Source organism: Streptomyces sp. CA-288835 (assembly GCF_050936385.1).
In the GTDB taxonomy this organism is placed as follows: Bacteria; Actinomycetota; Actinomycetes; order Streptomycetales; family Streptomycetaceae; genus Streptomyces.
In genome coordinates this window covers 9,025,721-9,042,752 of record NZ_JBNJMW010000001.1, presented here as the reverse complement: position 1 = coordinate 9,042,752, position 17,032 = coordinate 9,025,721, and the positions used below count along the sequence as shown (strand labels likewise).

Sequence of the window (17,032 nt, the reverse complement as noted above, 5' to 3'; positions counted from 1 at the left end):
AAGTACTTGTATACAAGCAGCTGTCGCGCAGTACGGCAATACCTGTGGCGTCGATACGATGGGGCCATGGCCCAACCCCAGCGGCAGCGGACGAACCGGCGCGCGATCTACACGACCTTGCGTCAGATGGTGCTGACCCTCGAACTCCCGCCCGGCGCCCCCCTGTCGGAGAACGAGCTGGCGGCATCGCTCGGGGTGAGCCGCACGCCGGTCCGGGAGAGCCTGATCCTTCTCGCGCAGGAGGGACTGGTGCAGGTCTTCCCGAAGATCGGGTCGTTCGTCTCCCGGGTGGACCCGGCGCAGGTCGCGGACGCGCAGTTCCTGCGGGAAGCCGTCGAACTCGCCTCACTGGACGACCTGCCGCCGGAACTCGACCCCGCGGTCGTGACGGAGCTGCGCGGCAATCTCGAGCAGCAGAAGCGGGCCGACCTCGGACTCGAGGAGTTCTTCGAGCTGGACGAGGCGTTCCATCAGGGACTGATGAGGCTGAGCGGCCATGGCAACGCGTGGACGACGGTCGCCGCCGCCAAGGGGCATCTGGACCGGGCCCGGCGCCTCGGCCTCCACGAGAACGTGTCACCCGCCGTGTTCGCCGCCCAGCATCACGAGATCTTCGACGCGGTCGTCGGCGGTGACGTGCCGCTCGCGCGCACGGCCATGCGCGCCCACCTGAGGGCGGTGTTCAGCGACATCGAACGCATCCGCGCCCACTCACCGGAACTGTTCGCCTCGGGCCCCACGAAGGCGCCGGTGCGGCGGAATGTGGTGGTGTGGGAGTAGCCGCCCTGCCCGGGAATGAGCGCCCAGCCGTACTCCACCAGGGCACGGCGTGCGGGAACAGAAAGGCCACCGCGCCGATCAGCCAGTCCTCATGGCGCCAAGCTCACCCACGTTCCCTGTTCGGCGGAGCGTGCCATGGCGTCCAGTGCCGCCGCGCTTGCGACGGCGTCGGCTGCCGTCGGGCCGTACGGGGTGCCCTCTGCGATCGAGCGCAGGAAGTGGTACGCCTCGATGACCTTCAGGTCGTCGTAGCCCATGCTGTTGGCCGAGCCCGGCTGGAAGGCCGCGTACTCGCCGTGGCCTGGGCCTACGTACAGGGTGCTCATGGGCTGGTCCTGGTAGCTGGTGCCGCGGCTGACGGTGAGTTCTCCCATGCGGCGGTAGTCCCAGGAGACCGCGCCGGTGGTGCCGTGGATCTCGAAGCCGTAGTTGTTCTGCTCGCCGACCGAGACGCGGCTTGCCTCCAGGACGCCGCGGGCGCCGGAGGCGAAACGGAGGAGGCAGTTGACGTAGTCCTCGTTCTCCACCGGGCCGAGTTCGCCGCCGGAGGCCAGGGTGTGACCGGCGGTGGCGCCGGTGGGGCGGGCCCGCTCGGGGATGAAGACGGCGGTGTCGGCGGTGAGGGAGGTGATCTCCCCGAGCAGGAAGCGGGCCAGGTCGACGCCGTGTGAGGCCAGGTCGCCCAGGACTCCGGCGCCGCCGCGCTCCCGCTCGTAGCGCCAGGTCAGGGCGCCCTCGGGGTGGGCCGCGTAGTCGCTGAACAGTCGGATGCGTACGTGGGTGACCGTGCCGATCTCGCCGGCGGCGACCAGTTCGCGGGCGGCCTCGACGGCGGGCGCGTTGCGGTAGTTGAAGCCGACCGTGCCCTGGAGGCCGGCCTTGCCGAGGGCGTCGGCGACGGCCTTGGCGTCTTCGGCGGTCAGGCCCACCGGCTTCTCGATCCAGATGTGCTTGCCGGCCTCGGCCATCGTCACGCCGATCTCGCGGTGCAGGAAGTTGGGGGCGGTGATGCTCACCGCGCGCACCCGCGGGTCGGCGGCTACTTCCCGCCAGTCGCGGGCCGCGGAGGCGAAGCCGTACCGCTCCGCCGCTTCCTCAGCCCGGCCGGGCACCTCGTCCGCGACGGTGATCAGTTGGGGCCACAGGGCCAGTTGCGGGAAGTGGTGCGGCAGGCGGGCGTACGCCTGCGTGTGCACGCGGCCCATCCAGCCGAAGCCGATGACGGCTACGCCGAGCGTATTCACCATGCTGAGCCCTTCGATCGAGAACCTGCGGTTCTCGACTCTGCCTCATGGCCTGCGGCGTCGCTCCGCGGGGTGGGCGGTTCACAGCTGCGGGTCCGTTGTGGCTGGTCGCGCAGTTCCCCGCGCCCCTTAAAGGAGGCCTGCGGCCTCCTTTAAGGGGCGCGGAACCGCTAAGGGACGCGGAACCGCTAAGGGACGCAGAGCCGCTTCCCGCATGCCATCTCACGGCCTCGCCGTGAGATAGCCCCCCATCGTGCGGAAGTAATCCGTCGCCGCATGCTCCGTGCCATCCTCCGTGCGGACCCGCTTCACGCACAGGCCGCGCAGTCGGCCGTTCCTGGCCTCGGCGCCGGCGACGATGACCACGCCGTCGCCCTCGCGGATGAAGATGCGGCCCGGCGTGCCGCCGTAACGGGCCTCCGATACCGCCGCCTCGACGATGCGCAGGCGCTCGCCGCGGTGGTAGGTGAAGGCGTTGGGGTACGGGTCGCACTGGGCGCGTACCAGGCGCTCCAGGTCCTCGGCGGGCCAGGTCCAGTCGATGCGGCTGTCCTCGAGTGAGCGCTTGTGGAAGAAGCTGGCCCGGCTGCGGTCCTGCGGGATCCACTGGGCGCGGCCCGAGGCGATCAGGTCCAGGGACTCGGTCACGACCGGCGTGATCAGGTCGACGGTGCGGTGGAACAGGTCGGTCACGGTGTCGGTGGGGCCCACCGGAACGGCTCGCTGCAACAGGATGTCGCCCGCGTCGAGTTCGGCGTTCATCCGGTGCGCCGTGACGCCGACTTCCCGCTCGCCGTTGATCAGCGCCCAGATCAGCGGGGAGAAGCCCGCGTACGCCGGCAGCAGCGAATCGTGGATGTTGAGCGTGCCGTGCGGCGGAAGGTCGAAGACCTCGGGGGGCAGTACGGTCCGCCAGTTGTTGGCGACGATCAGGTCCGGTTCCGCTTCCCGCAGCGCGGTGAGGAGTTCGGGGTCGTCGGGGCGGTTGCGGAGCAGTACCGGGATGCCGTGCTTCTCGGCGAGATCGGCCACCGAGTCGTCCCAGATCTTCTCGTACACGTGGTCGCTCTTGGGGTGGGTCACGGCCATGACCACCTCGTGGTCGGACTCCAGCAGAGCCTGGAGCGTCCGGTGCCCCCAGGTCTGATAGCCGAACATGACGACCCGCATACTCGATCCTCTCCTAGGACACACCATTGCAAGGTAAGGCTAACCTTATTTAACATCAGTGGCGCCTAAGGGAAGGAAAGTTGCGGTGAACGCACTGCACGACGAACCGGACGCCATCCACGATGTGATCGGCGTAGGTTTTGGCCCGTCAAACCTCGCACTGGCCATCGCAGTTGAGGAACACAACTCCCGAGCCGCCCCCGAACAGCGCCTCCGAGCCCGGTTCCTGGAGCGCCAGCCGTCCTTCGGCTGGCACCGTGGCATGCTCATTGACGATGCCACGATGCAGGTGTCCTTCCTCAAGGACCTTGTGACGATGCGCAATCCGACCAGCGACTTCAGCTTCCTGTGCTTCCTGCGGGAGCGCGGCAGACTGGTGGACTTCCTCAACGCGAAGACACTCTTCCCGCTGCGGATCGAGTTCCACGAGTACTTCGAGTGGGCCGCCGCCCGGATCGCCCACCAGGTCGACTACGGCGCCGAAGTCCTGTCCGTAGAGCCGGTACTGGCCGAGAACGGCGAGGTCCGCTGGTTCGATGTCATCAGCCGTGTCCCCGGCGACCCGGAGCGCACCGTCGTGCGCAGGGCCCGGAACATCTCGGTGGCGGTCGGCCTCGAGCCCCATCTCCCGCCGGGCACCGAGCTGTCGGACCGCATCTGGCACAACAGCGAACTGGTGCCGCGCGTAAGCGAGTTGAACGACGCCGGCACCTCGGTGGGCCGCATCCTGGTCCTCGGAGCCGGTCAGAGCGCCGCGGAGGCGGTCGACTATCTGCACCGCTCCTTCCCCGAGGCGGAGGTCTGCGCGGTCTTCGCCAAGTACGGGTACACCCCCGCCGACGACAGCCCCTTCGCCAACCGGATCTTCGACCCGGAGGCTGTGGACGTGTACTTCCAGGCCAAGCCGGAGGTGAAGCAGTCCCTGGTCGACTACCACCGCAGCACCAACTACTCGGTGGTCGACATGGACTTGATCGAGTCGCTGTACGCCACCATGTACCGCGAGAAGGTCCAGGGCCACGAACGGCTGACGATGCGCAACGTCTCCCGCATCCGGGACGTCCGCACACTGGACGACCGCCTGGACGTCACCGTCGAGTTCCTCCCCACGGGCGAGCGGGAGGTGCTCTCCGCCGACCTGCTGGTCCATGCGACGGGCTACCGGCCGAGGGACCTCGACCAACTGCTGGGCAGGACGGCGAAGTTGTGCCTGCGGGATGACGACGACGCCGTACGCGTGGGCCGCGACCATCGCGTGGAGGCGGCACCCGAGGTCACCGCGGGCATCTATCTGCAGGGCGCGACCGAGCACACGCACGGTCTCACCTCGACCCTGCTGTCCACGACCGCCGTACGCTCCGGCGAGATCCTCGACTCCCTGCTCGCCCACCATGCGAGCGACGCGGCCGCGGGTATCAATTCCTCGGCCGATGTCTCGGCCAACGTCTCGGCCAATTCCTCGGCCTGAAAGGGCGGTTCATCGTCGTGACGACGGCACGCGCGCGCGTGCCGTCGGACGGCGCCCGGGGCGGTCGTATGCGCGCCCCGGGCTGGGCAGACACATCGACTTAGGGTAGCCTCACCTAGGTTTTTCTCTTTGTCCGATCCCGGAGGGGTACGGGTGGGTCCTTCAAATCCGTCGGGACGGGACGTCCTGAGGGACGCGGTCAGAGGTCAGCGACGCTTCGTCGCGCTCGGCTCTCTCCTCGGTTCCGGGCACCAGATCGGCGAGGCACTGGTGCCGGTCCTGATCGGCATCGTGATCGACCAGGCCGTCACCGACTCCGACACCGGCGCCCTGCTCCTCTGGCTGGCGATCCTCGCCGTGGTCTACGTGGGCCTGGCGTTGAGCTTCCGCATCGGCGCCTGGTCCGGTGAACGGGCCTCCGTACAGGCCGAGCACGCGCTGCGGATCACCCTCGTACGAAGGGTCCTGGACCCCGGCGGCGGAGCCGAGGAGGGCCGGCTGCCCGGAGCGCTCGCCAATATCGCGACCGAGGACGCCAAGCGCGTCGGCGTCGTCAACTTGGCGCTGATGTTCGGGATTTCGGCACTGATGGGCCTGCTCACCTGTGCCGTCGTCCTGCTGCGCACGTCGGTACTGCTCGGTCTGGTCGTGCTGCTCGGCACGCCCATCCTGCTCTGGCTCGGGCATCTGCTGAGCAAGCCGCTGGAGAGCCGCAGCGAGGCCGAGCAGGAGCGGGCGGCGCATGCTTCGGCCGTGGCCGCCGACCTGGTGGCCGGACTGCGGATCCTGAAGGGCATCGGCGGCGAGTCGACGGCCATCGCCCGTTACCGCACCACCAGCCGTGACTCCCTGAAGGCGACCTTGCGGGCCGCTCGCGCGCAGGCCTTCCAGAACGGCATGGTTCTGGCGCTGACGGGCTGTCTGATCGCCGTCGTCGCACTGGTCGGTGGCCGACTGGCCGCCCAAGGCAGCATCAGCCTGGGCCAGTTGGTGTCGGCGGTCGGCCTCGCGCTCTTCCTGCTCGGGCCGCTGGAGACGCTGGCCTGGGTCAATGCCGAGTTCGCGCAGGGCCGGGCTTCGGCCGCCCGGATCGCGGAGGTGCTGGCCACTCCGCAAGCCGTCACGTCCGGCGGCCGGAGCCTGCCGCAGCAGGTGCGCGGCGCGGTCCGGCTGAGCGGGCTCAGCCATGGCGGGCTGCGCGAGGTGGACCTGGACATCGCGCCCGGCGAACTCCTCGGCGTGGTCGCGACCGACCCCGCGCACGCCGCCGACCTGCTGCGTTGCCTGTCCCGGCAGACCGACCCCGAAGCCGGGACGGTCGAACTGGACGGCGTACCCCTACGCGACCTGGACCCCGCCGAGTTGCGCACGAGCCTGCTGGTGGCCGAGCACGACGCGGACCTCTTCGAAGGAACCGTCCGCGAGAACGTCACGGCCGCAGTCATCGCCGGAGCCGGAGCCGACTCCGTATCCGTCGATCCGGAGTCGGCGATGGCCGCGGCCGGGGTCGCCCAGGTCGCGCAGACCCTGCCGGACGGGGAGGACACGAAGGTCAGTGAGCGAGGCCGGTCCCTCTCGGGCGGGCAGCGTCAACGGGTCGCACTTGCCCGCGCGTTGGCGGCCGACCGGCCCGTGCTGGTGGTCCACGATCCGACCACCGCGGTCGACGCGGTGACCGAGGCCCGTATCGCGGCGGGCCTGAGGGAGATCCGCAAGGGCCGAACGACGGTGCTCGTGACCACCAGCCCCGCGCTGCTCGCGGTCACCGACCGGGTCGTACTCCTCGACGACGGCCGGATCACCGACTCGGCCCCGCACACCGACCTGGTACGCCGTCACGAGGCGTACCGCGCGGCGGTGCTGTCATGAGCGGCACGTCAGAGAACGGGAACGGCGGGAACAAGAAAGCGATGACCGGCACAGACCCCGGCCTCGACACGGACGAGCAGGCGCCCGACTCCCGAGAACTGCTGCCCACCGCGACCGGCGCCCGTACCCGTGCCGCCGTCCGCGAACTGGTGCGTCCGCGCCGGGGTTTGGCGCTCGGCAGCTTCGCGGTGATGGTCGCGGCCACCGGTGTGGGGCTGCTCGTCCAGCCGCTCCTTGGCCGCATCGTGGATGTGGTGGCCGAGGGGCGCCCGCCCGGGGACGTGACGGCTCCCGTCGTCCTCTTGGTGCTGGTCGCCCTCGCCCAGGGCGGCACCACCGCGCTGGGCCTGACGCTGGTCTCCCGGCTCGGCGAGACCCTGCTGGCGCAACTGCGCGAGCGTTTCGTGGAGAAGGCGCTGCGGCTGCCGCTGGAACAGGTGGAGAAGGCGGGCGCCGGAGACCTCACCGCCCGAGTCACCCGGGACGTCTCGGTGGTGGCTGAGGCGGTGCGCAACGCCCTGCCCGAACTGGCCCGTTCGCTACTGGCCATCGTGCTGACGCTCGGCGCGATGGCGGCGCTGGACTGGCGTTTCCTGCTGGCGGCCCTCCTCGCGGTGCCCGTCCAGGCGCACACCGCCCGTTGGTACGTACGCCATGCCGTGCCGCTCTACGCCCGTCAACGCATCGCGACGGGCACTCAGCAGCAGCAGCTCCTCGACTCCATCTCCGGGGCGAGTACGGTACGGGCCTTCCGGCTGGAGGAGCAGCACACCGAACACGTGACCCGGCGGTCGTCGGCGGCGGTCGAGCTGACGCTGCGCGGAGTGAAGCTGGTGCTGGGCTTCTACAACCGGCTGCACGTGGGCGAGTTCATCGGCCTCGCCGCGGTCCTCGTCACCGGGTTCCTGCTGGTGCGCGCCGACTCGGTGTCCATCGGCACCGCGACCGCCGCGGCCCTGTACTTCCACAGCCTGTTCGCCCCGATCAACGCCGCGCTCGTGCTGCTCGACGACGCGCAGTCGGCGACCGCCGCGCTCGCCCGGCTGGTCGGCGTCGCCGACCAGCCCGACCCCGAGCCGGACGAGACGGCGAAACCGCACCAGCGGCGGGAGCCGGGCACGGCGGCGGACGGCACCGTCACCGTGACCGGCATCGACCACGCGTACGAGCCCGGCCGCCCCGTCCTGCACGAGGTGGACCTGACGCTCCGGGCCGGCGAACGCGTGGCCCTGGTCGGCCCGAGCGGCGCCGGCAAGACAACCCTGGCCAAGCTCATCGCGGGCGTACACGCCCCGACGTCCGGCTCGATACATCTGGCCGGCGCCGGAACGTACGACAACGGCGAGGGTCTGCCGGTCGCCCTGGTCACGCAGGAAACGCATGTCTTCGCCGGTTCGCTCGCGGAGGATCTGCGCCTGGCGCGGGCCGACGCGACCGACGAAGAGCTGCGCTCGGCCCTGGCCACCGTGGAGGCCCTGGACTGGGTCGAAACGCTGCCCGAGGGCCTGGACACGGTCGTGGGCGAGGGCGGGCACCGCCTCACGCCCGCTCAGGTCCAGCAACTCGCCCTGGCGAGGCTGGTGTTGGCCGATCCCCCGGTGGCCGTGCTCGACGAGGCGACCGCCGAGGCCGGGAGCACCGGAGCCCGGCTGCTGGAGCGGGCGGCCGACCGGGCGGTGGACGGCCGCACGGCACTGGTCGTCGCACATCGCCTCACCCAGGCCGCGGCCGCGGACCGGATCGTCGTCATGGACGGCGGCCGGATCGTGGAGAGCGGCACCCATGACGAGCTGTGCGCGGCGGGCGGGACCTACGCCTCCCTGTGGGAAGCCTGGTCCGGTACGCGCACCACAGCCGATCAGCCCCCCACGCAGCAGCACCGTCCCGACACAACCACCACCATGAAGGACCACTGATGCTCGGCTCTCTCAGAGGCACACGCCTCGCCGCGGCGCTTGTCTCCGCGCTACTGCTCTTCACCACCGCCTGCGGCTCGGGAGATGATTCCGGGTCATCGGCAGAGAACGCGGGGAACAAGGAGTCCGCGAACAGCGCCTTCCCGGTGTCCATCCCGCACAAGTACGGCAGTACGTCCATCAAGGCGGAGCCCAAGCGGATCGTCACGGTCGGTCTGACCGACCAGGACGCCGTGCTCGCCCTGGGCAAGGTGCCCGTCGGCACCACCGAGTGGCTCGGCGGCTACAAGGGCGCCATCGGCCCCTGGGCCGCCGACAAGCTGGGCAGCGAGAAGGCGCCCACGGTGTTGAAGGACACCGGCACCGGTCCGCAGACGGAGAAGATCGCCGCGCTCAAGCCCGATCTGATCCTCGCGGTCTACGGGGGTCTGACCAAGGAGCAGTACGAGACCCTGTCGAAGTTCGCTCCGGTGGTGGCCCAGCCGAAGGCGTACAACGATTTCGGCGTTCCGTGGCAGGAGCAGACCGAGATCATCGGCAAGGCGCTCGGCCAGGAGGCGGAGGCGAAGGAGCTCGTCGAGGGCGTCCAGGCCGACTTCAAGAAGGCGGCCACCGACAACCCGGACTTCGCCGGGAAGACCGCCGTGATGGCCACCCCGTACGAGGGCATGTTCGTCTTCGGCAGCCAGGACCCGCGTTCCCGGCTGCTCACGGATCTCGGCTTCAAGCTGCCGACGGATCTGGACAAGGTCATCGGCGACGAGTTCGGCGCCAACATCAGCAAGGAGCGCACCGATCTGCTGGACACGGACGCCCTCGTGTGGATCGTCTCCGATGTGGCCAAGGACGAGGCCAAGCTCAACAAGAACGCGCTGTATGCCGACTTGAACGTGGCGAAGCAGGACCGTGAGGTCTTCGTCAAGGAGGCGAGCGACTACGGAAACTCCGTCTCGTTCGTGTCGGTGCTGAGCCTGCCGTACATGTTGGAGCGGCTGGTTCCGCAGCTGGCTGCGGCTGTTGATGGCGACACCGCCACGAAGGTGGAGCAGCCCGCGTCCTGAACGCTGGCTGCTCCGCTGGGAAGTGTTCGAAGCTGCGGGTTCGTCGTGGCTGGTCGCGCCCACGCGGCGGAGCCGCAAATTGACACAGCCCCGCGCCCCTGAAGAAGGCCTGCCGCCTTCTTCAGGGGCGCGTAGTTATTAGGTTAGGGACCACCAGTCGTCGACTCGTACCGTTCCTAGGGGCTGAGCGGAGGTGAGTCCTGTTGCCAGGACTCATGCTCAGCCGAACGCCCCGAACGGTGTTGGGCGTTCTGGTTGCCCGCGTTCGCTCCGCATCCGGCGCCGACGGATCGTGTCCGTGGTCCGGGAATGCGGGGGCGGGGTCCCTCACGCCCGGGGATGCCGGATGGGGCCTGGACGGTCCGATGCCCCACCGCATCACTCCGGTGCTGTGGGGGCGGTGCCGTCCTCCCCCAGCTACCGCTGGGAGGTGCCCCCAGCCGGATCCGGTGTCCCTGGGCGCGCCTGCCGATCGCCACGGCGGCCGCGTCGTGGCGTGTGGTGGTGCGGTTCTTGCCGGTGAGGGGCTTTTGCCAGTGCTGGGCGCCCCATTTCGAGGTGTACGCGGGGTCGACCGCGATGACGGCGATGCCCAGGGTGTCGGCCATCGAGGACAGCCGGGCCCGCAGTCTGCCGGTGGGCATGCCGGAGATCAGCTGCCGGAACCGCGTGCGGCGGCCGTGCTTCTCACGGGTCTTCTGGGCGGTGAAGTCCAGGTCTTCGACGGCGATCGCGGCCACGCCGCAGGCCTTGGCCCAGTGCAGCAGCCGGGTCAGGGCGTGCCGGACCTGCGCGTCGCGGTGAGCGGCGGTGCCGGTCAGGTCGTAGAAGAAGTGCCGGGGATGGCCGATGGGGTTGCCGTGCACGTCCAGGCGCCAGGCGGCCAGGTGGTCGGCGTTGGTGTCCACCGCGATCACCCCGTCGGCGAGGGCGGCCTCCAGCGGGATGATCCTGGCCGGCGGGGACTGCCAGGCGGCGGTCACATACCAGCGGTTCCGGCCGGTGTCGTAGTGGATGCGGTAGGCGACGGCCCGGTTGACCTCGACCCGGTCGGCCCACTCGGCGTGTCGGTGGGTGAAGCGAACGGTCCCGGCAAGGACGTACCGGCCGTGCGGCGCGTTCGCCAGGTCCCTCAGCGGAGCGGGCAGCTTGATGCTCAACCGGCCCTCCGGGGTGACACGCAGGGTCTCATTGCCGTACCGCCTGCCGGACTCGCCGTCGGCCTGGAGGAACCACCGCTTGCACTCCCACCGCTCGCGCCACTGGTCCTCGGTGAGCTGTGCCGCCTGCAGATGGTGCCGGGTACGGGCCAGGCGCTTACCGCCGCGCACCACATGCACCCTCCCGGCCGCACGGTCGGCCCGTGCCCGCTCCAGCCGGTCCGAAAGGACGTGCAGGCGGCGGGACTTGGCGAACCACTCCTGCCTGCTGCGATAGCCACCCGGCTCGTTCTTCGTCCCCTTCGCCCCGACCGGTTGTGCCAGCCGGTGCTCGATCGTGGCGATGCCGGCTTCCAGGGACTGGATGTGGGCGAGCTGGCAGCGGCGGGACAGCGCCCACTGATCATGCGACGCCTTGGTGATCGCCCCGGCCCAACGCGAAGACGCTGCTGGCGTCAGCGCACGCTTCCTGGCCGCCCAGGTCTCGGTGGAGTGCTCCAGACCGTCCGCACACCGCGCCTTGAGGTCCTTCGAGGCCAACGCGCCCAGATGCGCACCCACCAGGCGCAGGACCTTCTCGTCCTGGGGCGTCAGCTGCTTGATCCGGGTACGGATCGCGACACCGGCCGGTCCGGACGCCACGAACGGCTCCGCCACTTCCCGCAGCCCGCCCACCCGACACCCCCGCCCAGCCCCGCCTCGCAAACCCCCAACCCGGTCACCGCATCCAACGAAGCCAACCCGGAAAGGTCACGCATTCGACACCAGCACCTCCGTTCCCCCTCCCCAAAGGCCGGCACGACGACCAACCGGCACAACACACCAAGGACCGCCAGGACTCACTCCCGCTCACCAGAACACCTTCGAGTGAACTCCAGCCGGAACAGTGGGATACCCCATGCCGGTGCCCGACTCAGCGCCCCCTGGACCATCGACCCGGCCCGTGCCGCCCTGCTCGTGCACGACATGCAGAACCACTACGTGGGGTGCCGGTAAGAATGCTGTAACCGATCCTGCTTGGTCGAGCACGGAATGGAGGTGAAGTTGCTCGACCTGCTGCTGACCGCGCTCAAGGACCGGGGCCTGGTGAAGGCCGGAGGCAGGCAGCGCACCGACTCCACCCGCGTGCTGGCGGCGGTACGCGATCTGAACAGGCTGGAGCTGGCCGGGGAGACGCTGCGGGCCGCGCTGGAGGCGCTGGCCTGCGCGGCCCCGGACTGGCTGACCCAGGCGGTGCCCGTTCGGGAATGGGCCGAACGCTACGGCCCGCGGACTCACTCCTGGCATCCGCCAGCTTCCACGAGCAAGCGCGAGGAGATGGCCCTGGTCTACGGCCAGGACGGGTTCGCGCTGCTGGAGGCGGTGCATGCCCCTGATGCGCCGGCCTGGCTGCGCGAACTCCCGGCGGTGCAGGTCCTGCGCACGATGTGGGTACAGAACTACCACCGCGCCGTGACCGGGCCGGGGCGGAGGTGAAGCGGCGGGAGAGCAAAGACCTCCCGCCCGGCAGACTGCGGCTGGCCTCTCCGTACGACACCGACGCCCGCTACGGCCTCAAACAGGGCTCCTGGTGGACCGGCTACAAGATCCACTTCAGTGAGTCCTGCGACGATGCCGATGACCAGGACCCGGCTGCCGACGGCCAGGCGCTGATCCCCGGAGCCGACGGACCGCCGCCGCGCTTGATCACCGGCATTGCGACCACCGACGCCACAGTGACCGACGCGGAAATGACCGAACCGGTCCATCACATGCTCGCCGCCCGTGGTCTTCTGCCCGCCGAGCACTTCCTCGACTCCGTTACGCCTCCGCCGAGTTGATCGTAGGCATGAAGAAGAACTTCGGGGTCACCCTGGTCACCCCGGTCCTGATGCACAGCTCACCCCAGGCGCGTGCCGGCGCCGGGTTCGACCGCACCGCGTTCACCATCAACTGGGACATGCGGCAGGCCACCTGCCCACGCGGGGACACCAGCACCTGGTGGAGCCCCGCGACCCAGCGCCGAACCAAGGCCATCGTCATCAAGTTCGACAAGGAGACATGCCGCCCCTGCCCGGTGCGCGACCAGTGCACCCGCTCGAAGACCGGCGGCCGGACCCTCTCCCTGCAACCCCGCGAGCTGCAAGAAGTCCTCGACCATGCCCGCCTCCAGCAGGGCGACGAGCAGTGGCGAGCCAAGTACGGAACCCGCGCGGGCATCGAGGGAACCATCCACCAGGCCGTCGCGGTCACCGGGATAAGACGTGCCCGCTACCTCGGTCTCCAGAAGACCCACCTGGAGCACGTCCTCTCCGCCGTTGCACTCAACCTCATCCGCCTCGATGCCTGGTGGAACGGCCACCAGCTCGACCGCACCCGCGTCAGCCACCTTGCCCGCCTCGACAAAGGCGCACACCGAGGCGCGGGCATCGACAGGGGTTCACCGCAAGAGGTTGGTCTTCTTCTTCGAGTGGCTGGCGGCGGTGCCCACGGATACGGCGTTGGCGGTGACAATCACGGTGATGGCCAGCCACGATGCCGCACCGAGGTGCTGGTCGAGGACGAGCATGCCGATCAGAGCGGCGAACACCGGGTTGACGCTCATGAAGATCCCGAAGAAGCGGGCGGGGACCCGGCGCAGCGCGAGCAGGTCGGCGAGAAACGGCACCGCGGAGGACAGCACACCGGCAGCCAGCGCGCACAGCAGGGCGCCGACGGTGGGCTGGTGGAGCCACAGGACCGCAGCGCCGAGGGGCAGGTAGAGCAGGCCGGAGACGGCCGCGGCGGCGGCCGATCCCTGCAGCCCGGGCAGGCGCTCGCCCACGGTGCGGTTGAGCAGGATGTAACAGCCCCAGCAGACGGCGGCGATCAAAGCCAGGCCGATGCCGAGATAGTCCGTGCTGGGCCGGGGGCGGGTGAGGACCACCACGCCCACCGCGGCGGCGAGAGCACAGGCCAGATCGATACGCCGGCGAGAACTTGCCAGCGCCACAGCGAGCGGGCCGAGGAACTCCAGAGTGACCGCCAAGCCGAGCCCGATCCGGTCGATCGCCGCATACAGCGTGAGGTTCATGGTCGCGAACACCGCGGCAAGGCCAAGGACCGGACGCCACTGCGCGACGGTGAATGAACGCAGGTTCGGCCGGCCGGCGCTCAGCAGCACCACGGCGGCCACCCACTGGCGCACCGCCACCACTCCCACCGGCCCAAGCACCGGGAAGGCGAGCGCGGCGATGGATGCTCCGACCTGGTTGGACAGGCCGCTGCCCACCATCAGCGCCACCCCGGACCACCGGGGCGACGACCCCTGCGCCGCGGCGGCCGACGTCGTCTCTGCGCGAGCTTCGAGTGTCATGGCACGACCATCCGGCCCACCGACACATACGCAAAATGCATCCGAACCCCCAGCTATACGCTGGACGTATGGATGGTCGTACGGAACTGGAGCTGCGGCACCTGCGCTGCCTGGTCGAGATCGTCGACACTGGCAGCTTCACCGACGCCGCGATCGAGCTGGGGGTCTCCCAGGCCGCGGTCTCCCGCACACTGCTCGCACTGGAGCGCATCCTCGGCGTGCGACTGCTGCACCGCACCAGCCGCACTGTCACCCCCACCACCGCAGGCGTGCAGGTTCTCGCCCGCGCCCGGAATCTCCTGGCCGACGCCGACGAACTGATCCACCAGGCCACCACCGGCCACACCCGGCTGCACATCGGCCACGCCTGGTCCGCGATGGGCCGCCACACCGCCGAGTTCCAGCGCCGCTGGCACGACCGCTACCCCAACGTCGAACTCCACCTGATCCGCCACAACACCCCCACCGGCGGCCTCGCCGAGGGCCTGTGCGACCTGGCCGTCCTCCGCACCCCCGTCGACACCCGCCGCTACGCCCACGCCCTCGTCGGCCACGAACGCCGCTACGTCGCCCTCGCCTCCGACGACCCATGGACCAGACGTCGCAGCATCCGCCTGGCGGAGATCCGCGAGCGCACCCTGGTGGTGGATCGCCGCACCGGCACCACCACCTTGGACCTGTGGCCCGCAGACGCCCGCCCTGCCGTGGAGTACACCCGCGACGTCGACGACTGGCTCGCCACTGTTGCCGCCGGCCGCTCTGTCGGCGTCACCCCGCAGGCCACCGTTGCCCAGTACCGCCGCGACGGCATCACTTATCGCCCCCTGCGCGACGCTGTCCCTGTCCCCGTCCACCTCATCTGGGGCCGACAGGACCCCCACCCGGCCACCCACGCCGCCGTCGCCCTGCTCACCGACCTCTACCGCGAAGACGCCTGACACCCGAGCCCATGGTCCACCCTCCGAGCTTCAGGCACTGATCGACGCAGTCACCACCGGACTCTCCCTCGCCGCGTGACCGAATAAGCCAGCAGGATCGGTGACAGCATTCTTACCGGCACCCCTACGTGCGGGCGTTTCCGCCGGGCTCTTCCCCCGTCGTGGAGTTCATCGGGCGTCGTGTGCACCACGAACCAGCTGCTGCGTGAACTCCTGCACGGCAGGGCCGCGCATGACGCCTCGGCGGCGGTGCGGCCCGTACACGAGCAGCGGCGGCCGGGTTAGTCGTCGGTCTTCCTGCCGTCGACGTACGTCGTCACCACCTCGATGTCGCCGATGCGCGAGGGGTCGACCCGCCTCGGGTCGTCGCCCAGTACGACCAGGTCGGCGCGCTTGCCGGGAGTGAGCGTGCCCGCGACGGAGTCCCAGTGGCAGGCGTAGGCCCCGCCGACGGTGTACGCGCGCAGGGCCTCGTCGACGGTGACGGACTCGTCCGGGCCGATCACCTGGCCCGACTCCGAGGCCCGCTCGACCATGAACTGGACGGCCCGCAGCGGTGATCCGTCCGCGACGGGCCGGTCGGAGCTGCCCACCAACGTGATGCCGTGCTCGAGGAAACCACTCCCCCGGTACATCCACGGCGCCCGCTCCTCGCCCATGATCGAGGCGTAGTCGTCGCCGAAGTAGCGCAGGAAGTTGGGCTGCACGACCGCGCTCACGCCGAGCCGCGCCATGCGGGTCAGCTGGTCGGGACGGATCAGTCCCGCGTGCTCGATGCGGTGCCGCGCGCCCGGGCGCGGCCGGCGGTGATGCGCGCGCTCCAAGGCGTCCAGGGCGACGTCGGCCGCGCGGTCGCCGATGGCGTGTATTGCGAGCTGCCAGCCGCCGAGATGGCCGGCCACGATCGTGTCGGCGAGCGCCTCGGGGTCGTCCTGCAACTGGCCTGCGTGGTCCAGGCCTTCGTACGGGCTGCTCAGTGCGGCCGTACGGGCCATCATGCCGCCGTCGGTGTAGATCTTCAGCGCGCCGACGGAGAGCCATTCGTCGCCGAAGCCGGTGCGCAGTCCGAGGTCGAGGGCGCGCGGGATGCCGTCGTCCTCGTGCGCGGCCACCGCCTTCAGCCGGTCTGCGGCGACCATGAGCTGCACTCGTAGCGGCAACTTCCCTTGATCGCGGGCGAGTTGGTAGGCCCCGAGCTCGACCGGGCTGTGGCCGAACAGAGCGCCACCGATGCCCGCCTCGGCGCAGGCGGTCACGCCCTCGGCGAGACAGACCCGGGCGGCGCGCCCGATCGCCGCCGCCAACTCCTCCTGGGAGTACGGCAGTCGCAGCGCCCGTGCGGCTCCCATGGCCTGTTCGGCGAGGAAGCCGTCCTCGTGCGGCACTTCGGCGGGCAGCAGGTCCAGTACGGCGGTGTTGACCACACAGCCGTGTCCGGAGTCGTGCAGCAGGTAGATCTTGCGCCCCTCGCTGACCTTGTCCAGTTCGGCGGCGGTCAGATGGCGGCCGAGGGCCCGCTGGTCGTACCCCACGAGCTGCGCCCAGCCGCCGGGCGGTGTGCCCGCCACGGTGGCGGCGACGACCCCGAGCACGTCCTCGGCCGAGGTGCAGGGTGCCACGCTCGGGGTGTTCGCCTTGAACCCGGTCCACGCCAGGTGCACATGGCTGTCGATGAACCCGGGCAGCACGGTCGCACCCTGCAGATCCACCACCCGGCGCGCGGGCAGCCCGGTCACCGCCTCGTCCAGGCCCACGATCCGGCCCTCCCAGATTCCCACGTCGTGGGCGACCGGGTGGTCCGGGTCCATGGTCAGGACATGCGCGTTGGTCAGTCTGGTGCTGAGCATCGGGTCAGCCGGTCCGCTCCATCCGCTCGACGAGACTCGTGGGCCGCATGTCGGTCCAGTTGGTCTCGATGTAGTCGAGGCACTCCTGACGCGGGCCGGGGCCGTGGACGACGGTCCAGCCCGCCGGGACGTCCACGAAGTCGGGCCAGAGGCTGTGCTGGCCCTCGTCGTTGACGAGAACGGAGTAGACGCCGTCGGGGTTCTCGAACGGGTTGGTGTTGCCGCTGCTCATGCGGTGATCCTCC

Annotated in this window: 14 protein-coding genes and 1 pseudogene; 9 read left to right on the top strand and 6 right to left on the bottom strand. The window is 70.0% G+C overall.

Features of this window, described 5'->3' with window-relative positions:
* The first annotated feature begins 66 nt into the window (after window positions 1-66).
* Window positions 67-780 (top strand): GntR family transcriptional regulator, encoded by a 714-nt coding sequence (locus ACQEVY_RS40775; RefSeq protein ID WP_432954965.1) that lies wholly within the window; start codon window positions 67-69, stop codon window positions 778-780.
* 89 nt (window positions 781-869) lie between these two features.
* Here ACQEVY_RS40775 and ACQEVY_RS40770 read toward each other — a convergent pair whose 3' ends face one another.
* Both ACQEVY_RS40770 and ACQEVY_RS40765 read right to left on the bottom strand, forming a co-directional pair.
* Window positions 870-2,027: a Gfo/Idh/MocA family protein gene (locus tag ACQEVY_RS40770; protein ID WP_432954963.1), complete on the bottom strand. Its 1,158-nt coding sequence runs from the start codon at window positions 2,025-2,027 to the stop codon at window positions 870-872.
* 219 nt (window positions 2,028-2,246) lie between these two features.
* Window positions 2,247-3,194: a methionyl-tRNA formyltransferase gene (locus ACQEVY_RS40765; protein ID WP_432954961.1), complete on the bottom strand. Its 948-nt coding sequence runs from the start codon at window positions 3,192-3,194 to the stop codon at window positions 2,247-2,249.
* An 85-nt stretch (window positions 3,195-3,279) separates the two neighbouring features.
* Between ACQEVY_RS40765 and ACQEVY_RS40760 the strand changes: the two genes are divergently transcribed.
* The 4 genes from ACQEVY_RS40760 to ACQEVY_RS40745 all read left to right on the top strand — a co-directional run bounded on the left by ACQEVY_RS40760 (window position 3,280) and on the right by ACQEVY_RS40745 (window position 9,508).
* Window positions 3,280-4,662: a lysine N(6)-hydroxylase/L-ornithine N(5)-oxygenase family protein gene (locus ACQEVY_RS40760; RefSeq protein ID WP_432954960.1), complete on the top strand. Its 1,383-nt coding sequence runs from the start codon at window positions 3,280-3,282 to the stop codon at window positions 4,660-4,662.
* Window positions 4,663-4,815: 153 nt separating this feature from the next.
* Window positions 4,816-6,531: an ABC transporter ATP-binding protein gene (locus ACQEVY_RS40755; RefSeq protein ID WP_432955655.1), complete on the top strand. Its 1,716-nt coding sequence runs from the start codon at window positions 4,816-4,818 to the stop codon at window positions 6,529-6,531.
* Window positions 6,532-6,572: 41 nt separating this feature from the next.
* Window positions 6,573-8,447, top strand: coding sequence for an ABC transporter ATP-binding protein (locus tag ACQEVY_RS40750; protein ID WP_432955653.1), 1,875 nt, complete (start codon window positions 6,573-6,575; stop codon window positions 8,445-8,447).
* On the top strand, window positions 8,447-9,508 hold the full coding sequence (locus ACQEVY_RS40745) for an iron-siderophore ABC transporter substrate-binding protein (protein ID WP_432954958.1): 1,062 nt from the start codon (window positions 8,447-8,449) through the stop codon (window positions 9,506-9,508). The genes ACQEVY_RS40750 and ACQEVY_RS40745 overlap by 1 nt, the downstream gene beginning before the upstream one ends.
* Before the next feature lie 176 nt (window positions 9,509-9,684).
* On the opposite strand, the gene ACQEVY_RS40740 is transcribed toward ACQEVY_RS40745, so the two are convergent.
* Window positions 9,685-11,343 carry an IS200/IS605 family accessory protein TnpB-related protein gene (locus ACQEVY_RS40740; RefSeq protein WP_432954957.1) on the bottom strand — a complete coding sequence of 553 codons (1,659 nt, stop codon included), beginning with the start codon at window positions 11,341-11,343 and terminating at the stop codon, window positions 9,685-9,687.
* 342 nt (window positions 11,344-11,685) lie between these two features.
* Here ACQEVY_RS40740 and ACQEVY_RS40735 point away from each other — a divergent pair, with 342 nt between their 5' ends.
* The 3 genes and pseudogenes from ACQEVY_RS40735 to ACQEVY_RS40725 form a co-directional block, all read left to right on the top strand.
* Window positions 11,686-12,144: a hypothetical protein gene (locus ACQEVY_RS40735; protein WP_432954955.1), complete on the top strand. Its 459-nt coding sequence runs from the start codon at window positions 11,686-11,688 to the stop codon at window positions 12,142-12,144.
* Window positions 12,141-12,488 carry a hypothetical protein gene (locus tag ACQEVY_RS40730; RefSeq protein ID WP_432954954.1) on the top strand — a complete coding sequence of 116 codons (348 nt, stop codon included), beginning with the start codon at window positions 12,141-12,143 and terminating at the stop codon, window positions 12,486-12,488. Before ACQEVY_RS40735 ends, ACQEVY_RS40730 begins: the two co-directional genes overlap by 4 nt.
* Window positions 12,489-12,496: 8 nt before the next feature.
* Window positions 12,497-12,928 (top strand): annotated as a pseudogene (locus ACQEVY_RS40725) (transposase); the annotation flags it as partial.
* A 159-nt stretch (window positions 12,929-13,087) separates the two neighbouring features.
* Here ACQEVY_RS40725 and ACQEVY_RS40720 read toward each other — a convergent pair.
* Window positions 13,088-14,002, bottom strand: a complete 915-nt coding sequence (locus ACQEVY_RS40720; protein WP_432954953.1) for an EamA family transporter — start codon at window positions 14,000-14,002, stop codon at window positions 13,088-13,090.
* Window positions 14,003-14,070: 68 nt separating this feature from the next.
* Between ACQEVY_RS40720 and ACQEVY_RS40715 the strand changes: the two genes are divergently transcribed.
* Window positions 14,071-14,940, top strand: coding sequence for a LysR family transcriptional regulator (locus ACQEVY_RS40715; RefSeq protein WP_432954951.1), 870 nt, complete (start codon window positions 14,071-14,073; stop codon window positions 14,938-14,940).
* A gap of 281 nt (window positions 14,941-15,221) precedes the next feature.
* Here ACQEVY_RS40715 and ACQEVY_RS40710 read toward each other — a convergent pair whose 3' ends face one another.
* Both ACQEVY_RS40710 and ACQEVY_RS40705 read right to left on the bottom strand, forming a co-directional pair.
* Entirely contained in the window at window positions 15,222-16,787 is a 1,566-nt protein-coding gene (locus ACQEVY_RS40710) for an amidohydrolase (RefSeq protein ID WP_432954949.1), read from the bottom strand.
* A 4-nt stretch (window positions 16,788-16,791) separates the two neighbouring features.
* The gene (locus ACQEVY_RS40705; protein ID WP_352370378.1) at window positions 16,792-17,019 is read right to left on the bottom strand and encodes an MbtH family protein; all 228 of its coding nucleotides are present in this window, start codon (window positions 17,017-17,019) and stop codon (window positions 16,792-16,794) included.
* Window positions 17,020-17,032: the final 13 nt, after the last annotated feature.

Coding starts and splice junctions, on each gene's coding strand:
- ACQEVY_RS40775 (WP_432954965.1), top strand. CDS start 67: ATGGCCCAACCCCAGCGGCAGCGGACGAACCGGCGCGCGATCTACACG.
- ACQEVY_RS40770 (WP_432954963.1), bottom strand. CDS start 2,027: ATGGTGAATACGCTCGGCGTAGCCGTCATCGGCTTCGGCTGGATGGGC.
- ACQEVY_RS40765 (WP_432954961.1), bottom strand. CDS start 3,194: ATGCGGGTCGTCATGTTCGGCTATCAGACCTGGGGGCACCGGACGCTC.
- ACQEVY_RS40750 (WP_432955653.1), top strand. CDS start 6,573: ATGACCGGCACAGACCCCGGCCTCGACACGGACGAGCAGGCGCCCGAC.
- ACQEVY_RS40745 (WP_432954958.1), top strand. CDS start 8,447: ATGCTCGGCTCTCTCAGAGGCACACGCCTCGCCGCGGCGCTTGTCTCC.
- ACQEVY_RS40720 (WP_432954953.1), bottom strand. CDS start 14,002: ATGACACTCGAAGCTCGCGCAGAGACGACGTCGGCCGCCGCGGCGCAG.
- ACQEVY_RS40715 (WP_432954951.1), top strand. CDS start 14,071: ATGGATGGTCGTACGGAACTGGAGCTGCGGCACCTGCGCTGCCTGGTC.
- ACQEVY_RS40710 (WP_432954949.1), bottom strand. CDS start 16,787: ATGCTCAGCACCAGACTGACCAACGCGCATGTCCTGACCATGGACCCG.
- ACQEVY_RS40705 (WP_352370378.1), bottom strand. CDS start 17,019: ATGAGCAGCGGCAACACCAACCCGTTCGAGAACCCCGACGGCGTCTAC.